This is a genomic window from Sinomonas sp. RB5 (genome assembly GCF_054063535.1).
Genome location: NZ_JBSSGJ010000003.1, coordinates 204,072 through 218,466, shown reverse-complemented (window position 1 = coordinate 218,466; position 14,395 = coordinate 204,072). Strand labels below are relative to the sequence as shown.

Sequence of the window (14,395 nt, the reverse complement as noted above, 5' to 3'; positions counted from 1 at the left end):
GTGGCGCTGCGGGGATTCAAGCAGCCCCTCAGTCGGCTCGGGCGGCGCTAGCGGACGCGTTCGGCTCGGCTGAATCGGGTGCGCGCGCCCGAGGTGATGTGCAGGAGCACGGGGACGGAGACACCGACCACCTGCCGGAGGCGGTCCACGAGGCCCTCGACGTCCTCGGCGATCGCGGCGGGGTCCGCGCTCTGGCGCGCGACGAGCCGGATGCGCAGGGCCGTGCGGCCCTCGAAGTCCACGGCCACCACGCTGCTGCCCAGGACGTCCTTGCGCGGCGCGAGCGCTCCCCGCACCGCCTGCTCCACTGCGGCGGCGGCGATGCTCACGCGGCCCCGAGCCTCGCCGGGGGCGAACTCCCCCTCGGGCCCGGCGCCGCCGTCGGGGCCGGTCGCGGCGACCAGGTCGCTGCGCCCTTTCCCCTGCTGGGCGACCCACCACACCATGAGGAGGATGACGACGACGGCGGCCACGGTGAGCAGGAGCCAGAGCCAGGAGACCGTGGTCCCCGGCACGCGTGACCCCGTGAAGACGGTCCCCGCAGACTCCGCGGCAGGCGGCGCCCAGCTGTGCCACCAGGACGCCACCGGGGGCACGGCGGCCAGCAGCACGAGCAGGGCCCCGAGGGCGAGCAGGACGAGGCCGAAGAGGAAGATGAGGACGCGGTTGAGGGCCCTCGGTGTGCCGTTCATGCGCCGACCACCCCTGCCCCCTCGACCCGTACCCGCAGCTGGAGGTATGGCTCCGGGCGCAGCCGGGCGAGCTCGTCCTCGGTCGCAGCGAGCACGTCCTCGGCCCGCACGGGGATCCCCGAGGTGGGGCGGACGTTGACGATCGCCTCGCGCTCGGTCATGACCACGTTCACCTGTTCGGGCCGGACCACGGCGGCCGCCCGGGCGCGCCGCGCCAGCGCGGAGGCCAGCACCTCGTCGTCGACGACGACGGCGATCCGACCGCCGGGCAGCGAGCGGCGCCCCCGGCGCCCCGGCCGCACCGCGACGACGATGAGGATGAGGCCGACCATCGCGAGCACCGCTCCGGCGAGCCCGAGGAGCCCGCGGTTGGCCCCAGCAGGGAGCCCGGCAACAGCGCGGGCCGCCGACTCGGGATCGATGAGCCACGCGGGCTGGCCCACGGCCTGCAGCGTGGACTCGAGGAGGCCGTACGCGCAGACGGCCGCCACGACGAGGGCAACGAGGCCGGACACGTACGCCCGCGATGAGCTCGTCTCGCGCCGGACCGCGGACTCGAGCCCATGGCCGCCGCCTGGCGACGGCGCTGCGGTGCCCTCAGCCCTGGCGGCGCGGCGCTCAGCCATGCGGGACCCCCACGGAGCGGCCGAGGACCGCGGGCCGCCGCTCCGCCCGCATGCCCGAGACGCGGATGTCCACGCGCGAGAGGGTCGTGCCGCTGAGCCGCGCGACGGAATCGAGGATGCGGCCCTTGGCCGCGGCACAGCGCTCCCAGACGCTTCCGCCCCAGGCCGAGAGGTCCACCGGCGCACCCGCTTCCGAGAGGTCCGGAATCGCCACCGGTGCGACGATCCGCAGAGCCAGCAGGCCGGCGTCGTCCGACCAGTCCGCCCGGACGTCACCGGGGCGGATGCCGAGCTCGGCCGCGGCGGCCGCCTGCGCGAGACTCGTCAGGGCCTGTGTGCTCACCCGGTTGAGGCCGGCGTGAGCGCTGCCGGGGGGACGCGCGGGCGGCGCCGGCACGGACGCCCCGCCGCCCGGGAGAGGCATCTGGATCACGAGGAGGATCGCCGCCCCAGCAGCGCCTCCCAGACGCGCCGCAGGTCGAGCCGCCCCTCGGCGGCCCTCCCCAGCGCCGCGCCGATCGCCATGAAGAGGAGTGAGACGAGGAAGCCCCACACACCGAACTGGAAGGACATGAAGGCCAGGAACGCTCCTGCGCCGATGCCCACGACGACCAGACTCACTGCACCTCGATTCCGGGCTTGGCGCCCTGGCGCGGCTCGCCGATGAAGACGTCGGCGATCTCGACGTTGACCTCGATCACCTGCAGCCCGGTGAGCCCCTCCACCGCGCGGTAGACGGCCGCGCGAACCTGATCGGCGAGCTGCTGCAGCGGGACCCCGTACTCGGCCACGAGCGTGACGTCCACGGCCGCCTGCGCCTGGCCGACCTCGGCGCGGACGCCGGCGGCATGGTCGCTCAGCGCCGGGCCGACGGCCTCGCGGATCGCTCCGAGGGCGCGGGAGGGCGAGGACCCGAGGGAATGGATGCCGGGGACCGACCGGGCGGCTGCCGCGGCGACCTTGGCCACAGCGTTCTCATGGACCACGGTCCGTCCGGTGGCGCCGACAGCAGCGCCGTACTCAGCACCGACCGCGCCTGGTTCCTGGGTCATGCGGCCTCCCCTCGTCGCCTCTGCGCACTACCTTAGTACGCGCCGCCGACACTGGGCCCGAGGCCCGCGCGGGACAGCTTTCAGGCCGCGACGAGGCCGTCCGCGACGACGCCGAGCATCGAGCCGACCTCGTCCGGATCGAGCGCGCTCGCGTCCGCTACGGCGGCCACGGCGCCGACGAGGCGCGAGATCTCCATGGCGCTCACCCCGGGGCGCAGGGCGGGCCCCAGCTCGTCGATCACGCGCTGGTTGGCACCGAGGTACCGCGTGCACTTCGCCACGAACGGAGAATCGGGGTCGCCGAGCGCGAGGGTGATGCGCGCGGCCGCGCCCTTGTGGCCATTGAGCAGGTCGACGTAGTCGCCGAACCAGCTCACGAGCTTGTCCCTCGCGGAGCCGTCGAGTCCGAGGGCGCGGTCCACGGCGGCCTTCACCTTGTCCGTCCAGGCCTCGAGCACGGCGTCGTACAGGGCCTCCTTGGTGGGGAAGTGCCGGTACAGGGTGCCGGCCCCGACCCCTGCGGCCTTGGCCACCTCGTCCATCGACACCCCGCTGAAGCCCTTGTCCTTGAACAGGGCGCGAGCGATCTCGACGATGCGATCGCGGTTGCGGCGGGCGTCAGCACGCACGGGCTACACACCTTTCCTCGGGCACGGTTGCCAAACGGAGAGTGTCTCCGTATAGTTCTAACCGGAGGATCTCTCCCCTTTAGTGTACGTCAGCCCCTCGGCCAGAACAGGACACTTCCCCATGCCGCAACCCATCGCCGTCCGCGCGCCCGCAGCGACCCAGTCCGCGGGTGCAGCACATCCCCGCCGCGCCGCCAGCATCGGCCTCTGGCTCGTCATGCTCGCCCAGCTCATGCTCGTCCTCGACGCAACCGTGGTGAATGTCGCCCTTCCGCACATCGCCACCGACCTCCGTTTCTCCCCCGCCCAGCTCAGCTGGGTGCTCAACGCCTACGCGCTCGCCTTCGGCGGCGTCCTCCTGCTGGGAGGACGGGTCGGGGATGTGTTCGGGCGCCGCCGCACCTTCCTCATCGGTGTCGCGGCCTTCACCGCCTTCTCCCTGCTCGGGGGCCTGGCGACGTCACCGCTCCTCCTCGTTCTGGCCCGAGCCCTCCAGGGCCTCGGCGCCGCCTTCGCCGCACCGAGCGTGCTCGCGCTCGTCACGACCTCCGCGAAGGACGACGGCGCGCGCCACCGCGCGCTCGCCCTCTTCTCCGCCATCGCCTCCATGGGCGGCGCGCTGGGACTGATCCTCGGCGGCGTCCTCACCGACGCAGCCAGCTGGAGGTGGACGCTCTTCATCAATGTGCCCATCGGCGCCCTGATCCTCGTGGCCGTCCCGCGGCTCGTCCCTGAGACCCCGCGCCGGTCCGGCCGCTTCGATGTGCTCGGCGCCGTCACGGCGACGGGCGGCGCCGTCGCCATCGTGTGGGCGCTCCTCCAGGCGGCCGACCACGGCTGGACGGACGTCCGGACGCTCGGCGGCCTGGCCGCGGGTGCTGCGCTGCTGGTCGGGCTCGCCATCACCGAGCGCCGCGTAGCGCACCCGCTGCTGCGCCCCGAACTGCTGCGCAGCCCGAGCCGGGTCGGCGCCCTCGCCGCGATGGCGGCGACGTACGGCGGCATGCTCGCGATGTTCTTCCTCATGGTCCAGTACCTTGAGGACGTCCTGGGCCTGTCCCCGCTCGTGACCGGGCTGGCTTTCCTGCCGATGCCGCTGAGCGTCTTCGCCATGTCGCGGGTCATCCCCAGACTGCTCGAGCGCTTCGGCGCCGAGCGGCTTGTGGTCTTCGGCGCCCTGCTCCGCGTCGTCGGGTTCGTCCCGCTCACCCAGGTCGGGGCGCACACCCCGTTCCCCGTCGTCGTGGGCGCACTGGTCGCCACCGGGATCTCCGCGGGCATGACCTTCATGCCGCTCACCACCCTCGCGCTCCGGAACGTCGAGCCAGAGCACGCCGGGGCGGCGTCGGGGCTGTTCCAGACCATGCAGCAGCTCGGCGGCGCGGTGGGCCTTGCCATCGTCGCGTCGACCTACGCGGCCTTCGCGGTCCCCGGCGATGTCCTCGTCGGCGGCCGGGCCGGGTTCGTCTCCGCCACCGTCCTCTCGGGCCTCGCGCTCGTGGCCGCAGTGGGGCTGTCGCTCAGGGCCCGGCGGGCGTGAGTGCGGCCGCGGACACGCTCAGCCGGCCTCGACCAGGAGCTTGAGGTTCTCGAGCGTCTGCTCGCGCGCCCGCTCCTGCATCCGCTCGATGATGAGCTCGTCCGCGAACTTCCCGATGGCGCTTCCGGGCACGTTGTAGTCGAACTCCGCCGTCACCTCGGTTCCGGCCCCGTTCGGCTCGTAGTCCCACACCTGCCATCCGCGGAGGGGGCCCTCGAACTCGATGCGGATGCGGTGGCCGCCAGACGGGGTCGGGCCGCTCTCGGCGACCCGCGTCGTGACGTGGAAGGGGACCCCGGCCATGAGGTACTTGTGCTCCACGACGGTGCCCGCGCCGCCGTCCCCCTCGATCTTCTCGGCTTCGCCCAGGTTCACCCACCAGGAGGCCCAGTGCTTCGGATCCGCCGCCACCTCGACCACCCGCCCGACCGGCGCGTCAATGGAAGTGCCCACCTTGATGTGTCCCATGGAATGACGCTAGAGCGGCGGCCGGCGCCCGGCCACTGCCCAAAGGCCCGGCAGCTGCCCTGCACCCGCGGGGCCGGGCAGGCAGGACACAGCAACAGAGGCCCCCGCAGTTGCGGGGGCCTCTGTTGTGAAGTGGCTCCGACCGGCGTCGATCCGGTGACCTTTCGATTTTCAGTCGAACGCTCTACCAACTGAGCTACAGAGCCTCGATGATCTCTCACCGAAAGGCAACAGACCATGGGCCATGTCGCCGAAGCGACCCTGACGGGACTTGAACCCGCGACCTCCGCCGTGACAGGGCGGCGCGCTAACCAACTGCGCTACAGGGCCTCGTTTTCGCGGGTTTGTTCCCCGCTCACAAGACTTAGATCCTAGCAGACCCTTCGGGGCCACCCCAAATCCTCATCCTGCGTACCCCCAACGGGATTCGAACCCGTGTCGCCGCCGTGAAAGGGCGGTGTCCTAGGCCACTAGACGATGGGGGCCAGCCAGACCATCAAACTATAGGGCCCGGCTCTCTGGCCAGACAAATCAGTAGAGTTGCCCGTATGGGCGCGGCGTGGATGGGCGAAGACGAGTTCGAGGCCGCCGTGGACGCCGCCCTCGCCCGGATCCCCCGGAGGGTCGCCAAGCACATGGACAACGTGGCCGTCTTCATCGAGGACACCTACGTTCCGGGCGAGCACGAGGACCCGGACACAGTCCTACTGGGCCTCTATGAGGGGACACCGCTCACCGAGCGGGGCGAGTGGTACGCGGCCGGCTCGCTCCCGGACCGGATCACGATCTTCCGCGAGCCGATCCTCGAGGTGTGCTCCACCCGCGAGGAGGTCGTCCACGAGGTGCTCGTGACCGTGGTGCACGAGTTCGCGCACCACTTCGGCATCGACGACGCCCGTCTCCACGAGCTGGGCTGGGGCTGACCTACCAGGGCCACCCTTCTCTGCCCCGGTATCCGGCCGCCTTCCCCTCCGTTTCGGGTACGCATCTCGTCGCCCCTCGGGCATTCCGGGTACGACGCCGGCCACCCGGCTGCCGCTCGGAGTGGCGCCTGGGCGAGCAGCCGGCGTCGTGCGCGCGGACGGCGGCCGGAAGCTCCGCCGCCTCGTACCCGAAACGGGAAAAAGCCGTCGAGATGCGTACCCGAAACGGAGGTTGGGGGTTAGGGGGCGAGCATCGGGCCGAAGGACGACCGGTCGGCGAGGCGCTCGTCGGCACGGTCCGGGACCACCATGACGGGGCCCTTCGCGTGGTGGAGGACGCCGTCGGTCGTCGAGCCGAGCAGCATGCCCGTGAAGCCGCCGCGGCCCCGCGTGCCGAGCACGAGGAGGTCCACCGTGTGCGAGACGTCCACGAGCACGTCCACGGGGGCGCCGTCGAGGAGGCTCGTCTGCACCTCGAGGTCGGGGAAGTGGCTCTGGAGCCACGCCGTCCCGGCCTTGAGCTGGGCGCGGATGTCCTGGAACAGCTGCTCCCGGTCCACCGGGGCGGGCACCCACGCCAGGCTCCCGCTGAACTGCGGCACGGCACAGACGACCCGCAGCGGCACACCCCGCATCATGGCCTCCTCGGCCGCGATGAGCACCGCAACCCGGGCCTGGTCGGACCCGTCGACGCCGACCGCCACCACGTCCTCGACGTGCACCGGCCCCTCTTTGGACTGCTCCTCGCGGATGTGCCGGTCCTCGATGACGCCGCCGATCCGCTCCGCGAAGCGCAGCGGGACGGTCACGGTGGCGCAGTGCGCATGGGCCGGGAGGGCGCTCGAGACGGAACCGAGGAGCCGGCCGACGAAGCCGCCGCGCCCGCGGGAGCCGAACACGAGGAGCTCCGCCGCCTTGGAGAACTCGAGGAGCACTCCGGCCGCGTCGCCGGACTCGACGGAGGAGGTGACCTCGAGGCCCTCGACGTCGCCGAGCTGCTCGATTGCCTCCTTGAGGACGGCCTCGGCGCCGTCGCGGATCACGGTGTCGTCGAAGGTCGCGTAGCCGCCGTCCAGGCCCGAGGCCGCGAAGAGGGGAACGCTGTAGGCCGTCACCACGTGGAGGGGCCGCCGACGCCGCCGGGCCTCCTGGGCAGCCCACGCGAGGGCGCACCGGCCGTGCTCGGAGCCGTCGACGCCGACCACGATCCCGGTGGGGAGATCGGCCTCGGCCGGCTCGCCTCCGGCCGCATCGTCCTGGGGGTGGAGCTGGGCGTCCATGGCATCCTCCTCGACTCGCTGGGAGCCTAACACGGGCCCCACACGGCCAATGTCCCCCGTCGCACAGGGGCGGTCAAGGCCATCCTGAGAACCCTCCGCAAGGTCACGGAACGGTCTACCGAAGCGCCCCGATTTTCTGTAGGGTCGAGTGCGTCACCCCGTTCTGGAACGATCCTTTCGGATGCGGGGTGGTGTTCTGCAAGCAAGTCGGGGGAACCGCGCGAGCAGCAACCGACCGTGCCATTCCGCAGGAGGACCAGCCCCGTGCCTATGCCGTCGAGCCATGAGGATGTGCCGGACCCGCAGGCCCGGGCACTCCAGGGCGAGGACCCCGTCGCCGAGTCGACCAGTGCCGTCGTGATCGGGACGGGCCTGTCGGGGCTCGCGGTGGCCGCCGAACTCGCCCGCCACGCCGTGGCCGCGGTCACGGTGGACGGCCTCGAGAGCTCGGCCCCCACCACCGCGACGTGCGCCCTGCGGGTTGCAGACCTCTCGAGCGCCGAGTCCATGGAGTACCTCGAGGTGCTGCGGCACCTCCGCAAGCACGCCGTGAGCCACGGCCTCGACGTGCGCCATCAGCTCACCGCCCGTCACCTCGCGCTCGTCGAGTCGCCGGAGCCGGATGCCCCGGCGCGGTGGGCCGTGCGCACGGACGCGGGCGTCCTGTACGCGGACGCCGTGGTCCTCACCCGCTGCGCCCACAATCAGCTGCGGCGCTTCCTCGCGGACCTCGGCTACTCCCTCGGGGAGCACCTGCTCGAGGCCCTCGGGCAGATCGGCCTCTACCTCGTGGGGGTGACAGGGCTCGCCGCACCCAGCACGCGCGAGGTGCTGCTGCAGGCCAAGCACGTGGGCGCCGAGGTGTCGGCGCGCGTCGGCGCCGGCCTCCAGCCCGCCTGAGTCCAGGCCCTCAGTCCTCGGCGCGGCCCTCCGGCCCCTCGTCCCCTCGGGAGAGCCGGCGCCGGGCGCCCACGCCGAGCGCGGCGAGAAGGCCCACGGCGACCACGGCGAACACCGCGATCATCCACGGGAACGGTTCTGCCTGCGCCGCCGGGGCGGGCGGAGCCGTCTGGGGCGTACCCGGCTGGGAGGCCTGGATCCCGGGCGGGGTGGCCGGCGCAGCGGACGCGGCGGCGCCGGAGGCCGGCGTCGTGCTTCCCCGGGCGACCGTGAAGGTGAGGGTGCCCTCGATCGGGTGCGAGTCCGAGCTCACCACGCGCCACACCACGGTGTAGGCGCCGGCCGGGACGCCGGCGCGGAGCCTCTGGTGGACGCTGCGGTCGACCACCTCGGGAGCGCCGTCCGAGACGTCCGTCCCGGCGGGGTCCTTCACCATGACCTGCGCGCCGACGCCGAGGGGTGCCTCGCCGAAATCCAGCCGCACCTCCGCGGGAGCCGTGGCCACCGTGGCGCCCGACGCCGGCGCGGAGCCTTCCAGCGCATCGTGGGCGACCGCCGGGGCCGGGGCCAGGAGGACGAGCGCGAGGGCGGCCAGGGCCGCCGACGCCGCCGCGGCGGCACGGGCCGAAGACACGCCGAGGCTTCGGAGGATCTGCATCACACCAGCCTATTTTTCGGCCGGGGGCCTCACAACTGGCGAGTAGTATTGACCCGGCCTTCCGGCTGCCCGGGATGTCAAGCCCCCACCCCACACACCCTTTGACCCTTCATCAGGAGCGCCCATGGCATCGGCAGTGGACCGGTACTTCAAGATCAGCGAGCGCGGCTCGACGGTGTCCCGCGAGATCCGAGGCGGCCTCGCGACGTTCTTCGCGCTCAGCTACATCGTGGTCCTCAACCCGCTCATCCTCTCGGGGGCCGACGCGGCGGGGAACCACCTGGGGATCCCCCGCGTGGCGGCGATGACCGCCCTCGTGGCCGGGGTGCTGACCATCCTCATGGGCGTGTGGGCCAAGCACCCGTTCGCGCTCGCCACGGGGCTGGGCGTCAACGCGTTCGTGGCCGTGACCGTGGCCACCCACCCGAACGTCACGTGGCCGGACATGATGGGCCTCGTGCTCGTGGCCGGCGTGGTCATGTTCGTGCTCGTGCTCACGGGCTTCCGCACGGCCGTGTTCAAGGCGGTGCCGGAGGGGCTCAAGACGGCGATCGTGGTGGGCATCGGCGTCTTCATCGCCCTCATCGGTCTCGTCAACGCGGGCTTCGTGCGCCGCATCCCGGACGCCGCGGGCACCACCGTGCCGCTGGGCCTCGGCGATGCGGGCCGGCTCATCGGCTGGCCCACGCTCGTGTTCGTGGTGGGCCTGGTCCTCACGATCGCCCTCATGGTCCGGAAGGTGCGCGGCGCGCTCCTGATCGGCATCATCGCCGCGACGATCCTCGCGAACATCGTCGAGCTCGTCTTCCACGTCGGCCCGTCCGTCGCCCCGGGCCAGGCGCCCAACCCCGCAGGCTGGTCCCTCGTGGTCCCCGGCCTCGGCAGCGTCGCCCCCGTGGACCTCAGTCTCTTCGGCCAGGCCAACCCGCTCGGGGCGTTCGCGCACCTGGGCACGCTCGGCGCCCTCCTCATGGCGTTCGTGATCCTGCTGAGCATCTTCTTCGACGCCATGGGCACCATGGTTGGCCTGGCCCGCGAGGCCGGGACGATGGACGAGAACGGCCAGATCCCGAACGTGGACCGCGTGCTCCTCGTGGACGCGTTCGGCGCGATCGCCGGCGGCGGCACCTCGATCTCCTCCAACCAGATCTTCGTCGAGTCGGGCGCGGGCATCGGCGAGGGCGCCCGGACCGGCCTCGCCTCCGTGGTCACCGGGGCGCTGCTCATCCTGGCGATGTTCCTGACCCCGCTGATCAACCTCGTCCCGTTCGAGGCGGTGGCCCCGGCGCTCGTGATCGTGGGCTTCCTCATGTTCCAGCAGGTGGCGAGGATCGACTGGCACGATCTGGGGATCGCGATCCCGGCGTTCCTCACGATCGGCCTCATGCCCTTCACCTACTCGATCGCCAACGGCCTGGGCGCGGGCTTCATCTCCTACGTGCTCGTGCGCCTCTTCCAGGGCCGCGCCAGGGAGATCCACCCGCTGATGTGGGCCGTCGCCGCGGCATTCCTCATCTTCTTCGGGATTGGGCCGGTGGAGAAGGTCCTCGGCTTCTAGCGGACATCGCGCACGACGGCGGCGGGCCGGCTCCTCAGGGCCGGCCCGCCGTTGGTGTTTCCTCCTCCGGGACCTTCCGGTCCGCACTCGCGCAGTCGTACGCTGGCGCGATGGCCTACACCGTCGGCTACTTCATCGGCAGCCTGTCCCAGAAGTCGATCAACCGCACGCTGTCCAAGGCGCTCATCCGCCTGGCCCCCGACTCTCTCGCCTTCGAGGAGATCCCCATCAGGGACCTCCCGCTCTACAACCGGGACCTCGACGCCAACTACCCGCCCGAGGCCCGCGCCCTCAAGGAGGCGATCGAGCGCGTGGACGCCGTCCTGTTCGTCACGCCCGAGTACAACCGGGACATGCCGGGCTCGCTGAAGAACGCCATCGACTGGGCCTCCCGCCCCTGGGGCACCAATTCGTTCAACCACAAGCCCTCAGCCGTCATCGGCGCGTCGCCGGGCAAGATCGGGACGGCCCTCGCCCAGCAGAGCCTGCGGGCCGTCCTCTCGTTCTGCAACTCGCCGCAGATGAGCGCCCCGGAGGCGTACATCCAGTTCCTGCCCGGCGTGTTCAGCGACGACGGCGAGGTGGGCGACGCGGGCACGGAGGAGTTCCTGCGCCACTACATGGAAGAGTTCGCGCTGTTCGTCGAGCGGGTCCTCACCGTGCTGCCCCGGGCCTGAGGCCACCCTGGCGGCGCAGGCCGGCCAGGGCCAGGATCCCCAAGGCGATCCCGAGCGGAAGTGCAACGCTCGTGGCGCTGAGCCACGCGCCGACCCCCTGGCCGCCCTGGACGGCGGCCGTTCCAGCGGCCAGGCCTGTCGCCGCGGATGCCAGCAGGAAGGCCGCGGCGCCGAGCGCAGGGACGACCCCCGCCGGGAGGGGCACATCCTGGGGCAGGATCCTCCACAGGGCCAGGAGCACGAGGCCGACAGCACCGAGGAACACCCGGCCCTCGACGACCTCGCCCCAGTGGTGTTCGGCGGCCGCCTGGGCGCAGTCGAGACCGGGATACGGCGCCTGCAGGACGGCGCAGCGCGCGGCGGTGTAGGCGACTCCGGGCAGATCGCCGGAGACGAATCCCGCGCCCCACAGCCGTCCGAAGACCTCGGAGAGAATGCCGCTGAGGCCCACGGCGATCGCTCCGATGGCCGCCAGCCCCACAGCGGGCCGCATGAGGGCGCGCAGCGGCAGTCGGCCGAGGGAGCGCAGCGGCGTCCGGAGCGCCGAGGTCGCGGCCCCCACCGGCCCGAAGCGGCGCACGGCCTCCGCCTCGGCGTCCTCGGGACTCAGGCCCTGGGCCATGAGGCGGCCGGCCGACTCGCGCAGGTGCGACTCCGCCTCGGCGAGCAGCCGGCGGGCGGCGGCGGGCTCGGAGTCCCGTGCCGCGGCGAAGAGTTCATCGAGGTAGGCGTCGATGGCGCCCGCATCCTCCGGCCGCGGATTCACTGCGCTGCTCCGAGGACGCCGCGCACGCCCGAGGCGAATCCGTCCCATTCCCGGGTCCTGCGCTCGAGTTCCGCGCGGCCCGCCGCGGTGAGGGAGTAGACCCGGCGGCGCGCCGGAGCGGCGTCGGCCCAGCGGCTCGCCGCCCATCCGGCCGCCTCGAGCTTGTGGAGCGCCGGGTAGACCGAACCCTCCTGGAGCTCGAACTGCGCGCCGCTGCGCTGGTGGATGCGCGCAATCAGCGCATATCCGTGCGCTTCGCCCGCGCCGAGCGAAGCGAGGAGGAGGAGGTCAAGCTGTCCGTTCACGCCGCTGCGTCCCATACCTAGACAATCTAGGGTCACGGGGACCGCCCTGCAAGGGTCAGTGCGGCACGGGGTCGTGGCGGAGGTACTCGCGCCGGAACGTCCCCGTGCCGGCGGTGAGCCCGCGCAGCTCGACGGCGTAGCGCAGCAGCTCCGCGTCAGGCACCTCGGCGCTGATCTCGGTCGTCTCCCCTGCGGAGGTGGTCCCGGTGAGCCGGCCCCGCCGTGAGGAGAGGTCGCTCATGACCGCGCCGACGTAGTCGGCCGGGACGCTGATGGTCACGGCCGAGACCGGCTCGAGCAGCTGGATCCGTGCGGAGGCGGCGGCCTCGCGCAGCGCGAGCGCCCCGGCGGCCTGGAACGCGGCGTCGGACGAGTCCACGCTGTGCGTCTTGCCGCCCACGAGCGTCACCCGGATGTCCACCACGGGGAAGCCCTCCGCCACGCCCTTGGCCATCTGCGCCCGCACACCCTTCTCCACGGACTCGACGAACGGCCTCGGGATGGCGCCGCCCACGATCCGGTCCACGAACTCGAAGCCGGAGCCGCGCCCGAGGGGCTCGACCTCGATGTCGCAGATCGCGTACTGGCCATGGCCCCCTGACTGCTTGACGTGGCGGCCGTGGCCGGCCGCGGCGGCGGCGAACGTCTCGCGCAGGGGCGTGACGACGTCGACCGTCTGCAGCTTGACCCCCTGGTCGCGCAGCCGGTCCAGCACCACCTCCGCGTGCGCCTCCCCCATGCACCACAGCACGAGCTGATGGGTCTCCGGGTTGCGCTCCACCCGCAGGGTGGGGTCCCCGGCGGCGACCTTCGCGAGGCTCTTGGCGAGCGCGTCCTCGTCGCCGTGTGAGGCGGCCTCGACGGCCACGGGCATGAGCGGCTCCGGCATCTCCCACGGCGCGACCAGGAGGGGCCGCTCGCGCGCCGAGACGGTGTCCCCCGTCTCGGCCCCCAGCCGCGCGACCGCGCAGAGGTCGCCCGCCACCGCGTAGGGGGCGGACTGCAGCGTCGCGCCGAACGGGGTGTAGAGGTGCCCGAGCCGCTCGTCGGCGTCGTGGTCCGGGTGCCCGCGCTCGGCCAGGCCGTGCCCGGCGACGTGGACGGGCGTGTCCTCGCGCAGTGTGCCGGAGAAGAGCCGCACGAGGCAGACACGGCCCAGGAACGGATCCACGGTGGTCCGCACGACCTCGCCCACGACCGGCCCGTCCGGATCGCAGCGCAGACCCTTGACCGGCGTGCCGTCGAGGTCCGTGACGGGGGGAACGGCGTGCTCGGCAGGGGACGGGAAGCCGCGCCGGACCAGCTCCAGGATCTCCGCCGTCCCGAGGCCAGTGGGGGCCGAGGCGGGCACCACAGGGAAGAACGAGCCGCGGGCCACGGCCTTCTCGAGGTCGCCGATGATCGTGTCCAGGCCGATGTCCTCCCCGCCGAGGTAACGGTCCATGAGGGTCTCGTCCTCGCTCTCGGCGATGATGCCCTCGATGAGGGCCCCGCGCTCCCCGTCCCAGCCGGCGATCTCCTCGGCGGTGCCGGGGCGCAGCTCGGGCTGCGTGCCCGGAGGCGCCGCCTCGTCCGGGTAGTCCGAGACGGTTCGCGTGAGCAGGCCGAGCAGGCCGCTCGGCGCGCCGCCGGGCCCCATGGGGACGTAGAGCGGGAGCACCGACTCGCCGAAGGCTCCCTGGCACCGGGCGAGGGCGGCGGCGTAGTCCGCGCGGGGGTGGTCGAGCTTGCTGATTACCACCGCGCGCGGCATCCCGACGCGCTCGCACTCGTCCCACAGGGCGACGGTCGCGGCGTCGACCTCCTCGGCGGCCGAGACGACGAACAGGGCGGCATCGGCGGCCCTCAGCCCCGCGCGGAGCTCGCCCACGAAGTCGGCGTATCCGGGGGTGTCCAGGAGGTTGACCTTGGTCTCGTCCGCCATGACCGGAGCGAGCGACAGCGCCACGGACCGCTGCTGGTGCACGGCGGCAGGGTCCGAGTCCCCCACTGTGGTGCCGTCCGCGATGGTGCCCCGGCGCGCGATCGCCCCGGCCGAGGCGAGGATCGCCTCGAGGAGCGTGGTCTTCCCCGCGCCCGAGTGGCCCACGAGCACCACATTCCGGATCAGCTCCGGACGGTCCGCGGAGACGGGAGCCTTCGCGGCCCCGTTGGTCCCTCTGCCCGACATGAGTTCCTCCTGCTCCTGCTCCCCAGCCGGCCGTATGGTGTCCCCTATCCTGCCCCCGGTGCGGCCCTGAGGCGAGTGGCCGTCGGCACCGAATCCGGAGGCCCGGACATGAAGGGCGGCGGGCACTGGCGCGGGTCCGGTCCGATGCGGT

At 72.6% G+C, this 14,395-nt stretch carries 17 protein-coding genes and 3 tRNA genes; 5 read left to right on the top strand and 15 right to left on the bottom strand.

What is annotated here, in order from left to right; all coding sequences use genetic code 11:
• Nucleotides 1–47: 47 nt before the first annotated feature.
• The 6 genes from ACVWWH_RS05940 to ACVWWH_RS05915 form a co-directional block, all read right to left on the bottom strand.
• Nucleotides 48–692, bottom strand: coding sequence for a hypothetical protein (locus ACVWWH_RS05940; protein WP_066494707.1), 645 nt, complete (start codon nucleotides 690–692; stop codon nucleotides 48–50).
• Complete coding sequence (locus tag ACVWWH_RS05935) at nucleotides 689–1,318, bottom strand: DUF6286 domain-containing protein (RefSeq protein WP_457315961.1); 630 nt, start codon at nucleotides 1,316–1,318, stop codon at nucleotides 689–691. The genes ACVWWH_RS05940 and ACVWWH_RS05935 overlap by 4 nt, the downstream gene beginning before the upstream one ends.
• Entirely contained in the window at nucleotides 1,311–1,661 is a 351-nt protein-coding gene (locus ACVWWH_RS05930; protein WP_371326642.1) for a hypothetical protein, read from the bottom strand. The genes ACVWWH_RS05935 and ACVWWH_RS05930 overlap by 8 nt, the downstream gene beginning before the upstream one ends.
• Before the next feature lie 86 nt (nucleotides 1,662–1,747).
• Entirely contained in the window at nucleotides 1,748–1,939 is a 192-nt protein-coding gene (locus tag ACVWWH_RS05925) for a hypothetical protein (RefSeq protein WP_066494703.1), read from the bottom strand.
• Nucleotides 1,936–2,370 (bottom strand): Asp23/Gls24 family envelope stress response protein, encoded by a 435-nt coding sequence (locus ACVWWH_RS05920; RefSeq protein ID WP_066494702.1) that lies wholly within the window; start codon nucleotides 2,368–2,370, stop codon nucleotides 1,936–1,938. Before ACVWWH_RS05920 ends, ACVWWH_RS05925 begins: the two co-directional genes overlap by 4 nt.
• A gap of 80 nt (nucleotides 2,371–2,450) precedes the next feature.
• Nucleotides 2,451–2,999 carry a TetR/AcrR family transcriptional regulator gene (locus tag ACVWWH_RS05915; RefSeq protein WP_066494701.1) on the bottom strand — a complete coding sequence of 183 codons (549 nt, stop codon included), beginning with the start codon at nucleotides 2,997–2,999 and terminating at the stop codon, nucleotides 2,451–2,453.
• A 121-nt stretch (nucleotides 3,000–3,120) separates the two neighbouring features.
• On the opposite strand from ACVWWH_RS05915, the gene ACVWWH_RS05910 reads away from it, so the two are divergent.
• On the top strand, nucleotides 3,121–4,539 hold the full coding sequence (locus tag ACVWWH_RS05910) for an MFS transporter (protein ID WP_457315960.1): 1,419 nt from the start codon (nucleotides 3,121–3,123) through the stop codon (nucleotides 4,537–4,539).
• Between the two features lie 18 nt (nucleotides 4,540–4,557).
• Here the strand turns inward: ACVWWH_RS05910 and ACVWWH_RS05905 are convergent, their stop codons facing one another.
• The 4 genes from ACVWWH_RS05905 to ACVWWH_RS05890 all read right to left on the bottom strand — a co-directional run bounded on the left by ACVWWH_RS05905 (nucleotide 4,558) and on the right by ACVWWH_RS05890 (nucleotide 5,492).
• Nucleotides 4,558–5,007: an SRPBCC family protein gene (locus ACVWWH_RS05905; RefSeq protein WP_457315959.1), complete on the bottom strand. Its 450-nt coding sequence runs from the start codon at nucleotides 5,005–5,007 to the stop codon at nucleotides 4,558–4,560.
• A gap of 133 nt (nucleotides 5,008–5,140) precedes the next feature.
• Nucleotides 5,141–5,213, bottom strand: a tRNA-Phe gene (locus tag ACVWWH_RS05900).
• Nucleotides 5,214–5,263: 50 nt separating this feature from the next.
• Nucleotides 5,264–5,337: transfer RNA gene (locus ACVWWH_RS05895), tRNA-Asp, on the bottom strand.
• Between the two features lie 82 nt (nucleotides 5,338–5,419).
• Nucleotides 5,420–5,492: transfer RNA gene (locus ACVWWH_RS05890), tRNA-Glu, on the bottom strand.
• Nucleotides 5,493–5,555: 63 nt separating this feature from the next.
• Here ACVWWH_RS05890 and ACVWWH_RS05885 point away from each other — a divergent pair.
• Nucleotides 5,556–5,930 (top strand): metallopeptidase family protein, encoded by a 375-nt coding sequence (locus ACVWWH_RS05885; RefSeq protein ID WP_457315958.1) that lies wholly within the window; start codon nucleotides 5,556–5,558, stop codon nucleotides 5,928–5,930.
• A gap of 239 nt (nucleotides 5,931–6,169) precedes the next feature.
• Here the strand turns inward: ACVWWH_RS05885 and ACVWWH_RS05880 are convergent, their stop codons facing one another.
• Complete coding sequence (locus tag ACVWWH_RS05880) at nucleotides 6,170–7,210, bottom strand: universal stress protein (protein ID WP_066494697.1); 1,041 nt, start codon at nucleotides 7,208–7,210, stop codon at nucleotides 6,170–6,172.
• Nucleotides 7,211–7,480: 270 nt separating this feature from the next.
• On the opposite strand from ACVWWH_RS05880, the gene ACVWWH_RS05875 reads away from it, so the two are divergent.
• Nucleotides 7,481–8,110: an FAD-dependent monooxygenase family protein gene (locus ACVWWH_RS05875; RefSeq protein ID WP_229710701.1), complete on the top strand. Its 630-nt coding sequence runs from the start codon at nucleotides 7,481–7,483 to the stop codon at nucleotides 8,108–8,110.
• Between the two features lie 10 nt (nucleotides 8,111–8,120).
• On the opposite strand, the gene ACVWWH_RS05870 is transcribed toward ACVWWH_RS05875, so the two are convergent.
• A complete protein-coding gene (locus ACVWWH_RS05870; protein WP_066494695.1) occupies nucleotides 8,121–8,768 on the bottom strand; it encodes a copper resistance CopC family protein in 648 nt (215 codons plus the stop codon).
• 124 nt (nucleotides 8,769–8,892) lie between these two features.
• On the opposite strand from ACVWWH_RS05870, the gene ACVWWH_RS05865 reads away from it, so the two are divergent.
• Both ACVWWH_RS05865 and ACVWWH_RS05860 read left to right on the top strand, forming a co-directional pair.
• Complete coding sequence (locus ACVWWH_RS05865; protein ID WP_066494694.1) at nucleotides 8,893–10,326, top strand: NCS2 family permease; 1,434 nt, start codon at nucleotides 8,893–8,895, stop codon at nucleotides 10,324–10,326.
• A gap of 110 nt (nucleotides 10,327–10,436) precedes the next feature.
• Nucleotides 10,437–11,003, top strand: coding sequence for an NADPH-dependent FMN reductase (locus tag ACVWWH_RS05860; protein WP_066494692.1), 567 nt, complete (start codon nucleotides 10,437–10,439; stop codon nucleotides 11,001–11,003).
• Here the strand turns inward: ACVWWH_RS05860 and ACVWWH_RS05855 are convergent.
• From ACVWWH_RS05855 to ACVWWH_RS05845, 3 genes are read right to left on the bottom strand one after another with little or no spacing between them, the layout of a single operon-like run.
• A complete protein-coding gene (locus ACVWWH_RS05855) occupies nucleotides 10,981–11,769 on the bottom strand; it encodes a permease prefix domain 1-containing protein (RefSeq protein WP_066494688.1) in 789 nt (262 codons plus the stop codon). The genes ACVWWH_RS05860 and ACVWWH_RS05855 overlap by 23 nt on opposite strands.
• Entirely contained in the window at nucleotides 11,766–12,089 is a 324-nt protein-coding gene (locus ACVWWH_RS05850; RefSeq protein WP_066494686.1) for a PadR family transcriptional regulator, read from the bottom strand. The genes ACVWWH_RS05855 and ACVWWH_RS05850 overlap by 4 nt, the downstream gene beginning before the upstream one ends.
• A gap of 40 nt (nucleotides 12,090–12,129) precedes the next feature.
• Nucleotides 12,130–14,244 (bottom strand): elongation factor G-like protein EF-G2, encoded by a 2,115-nt coding sequence (locus ACVWWH_RS05845; RefSeq protein ID WP_141305571.1) that lies wholly within the window; start codon nucleotides 14,242–14,244, stop codon nucleotides 12,130–12,132.
• Nucleotides 14,245–14,395: the final 151 nt, after the last annotated feature.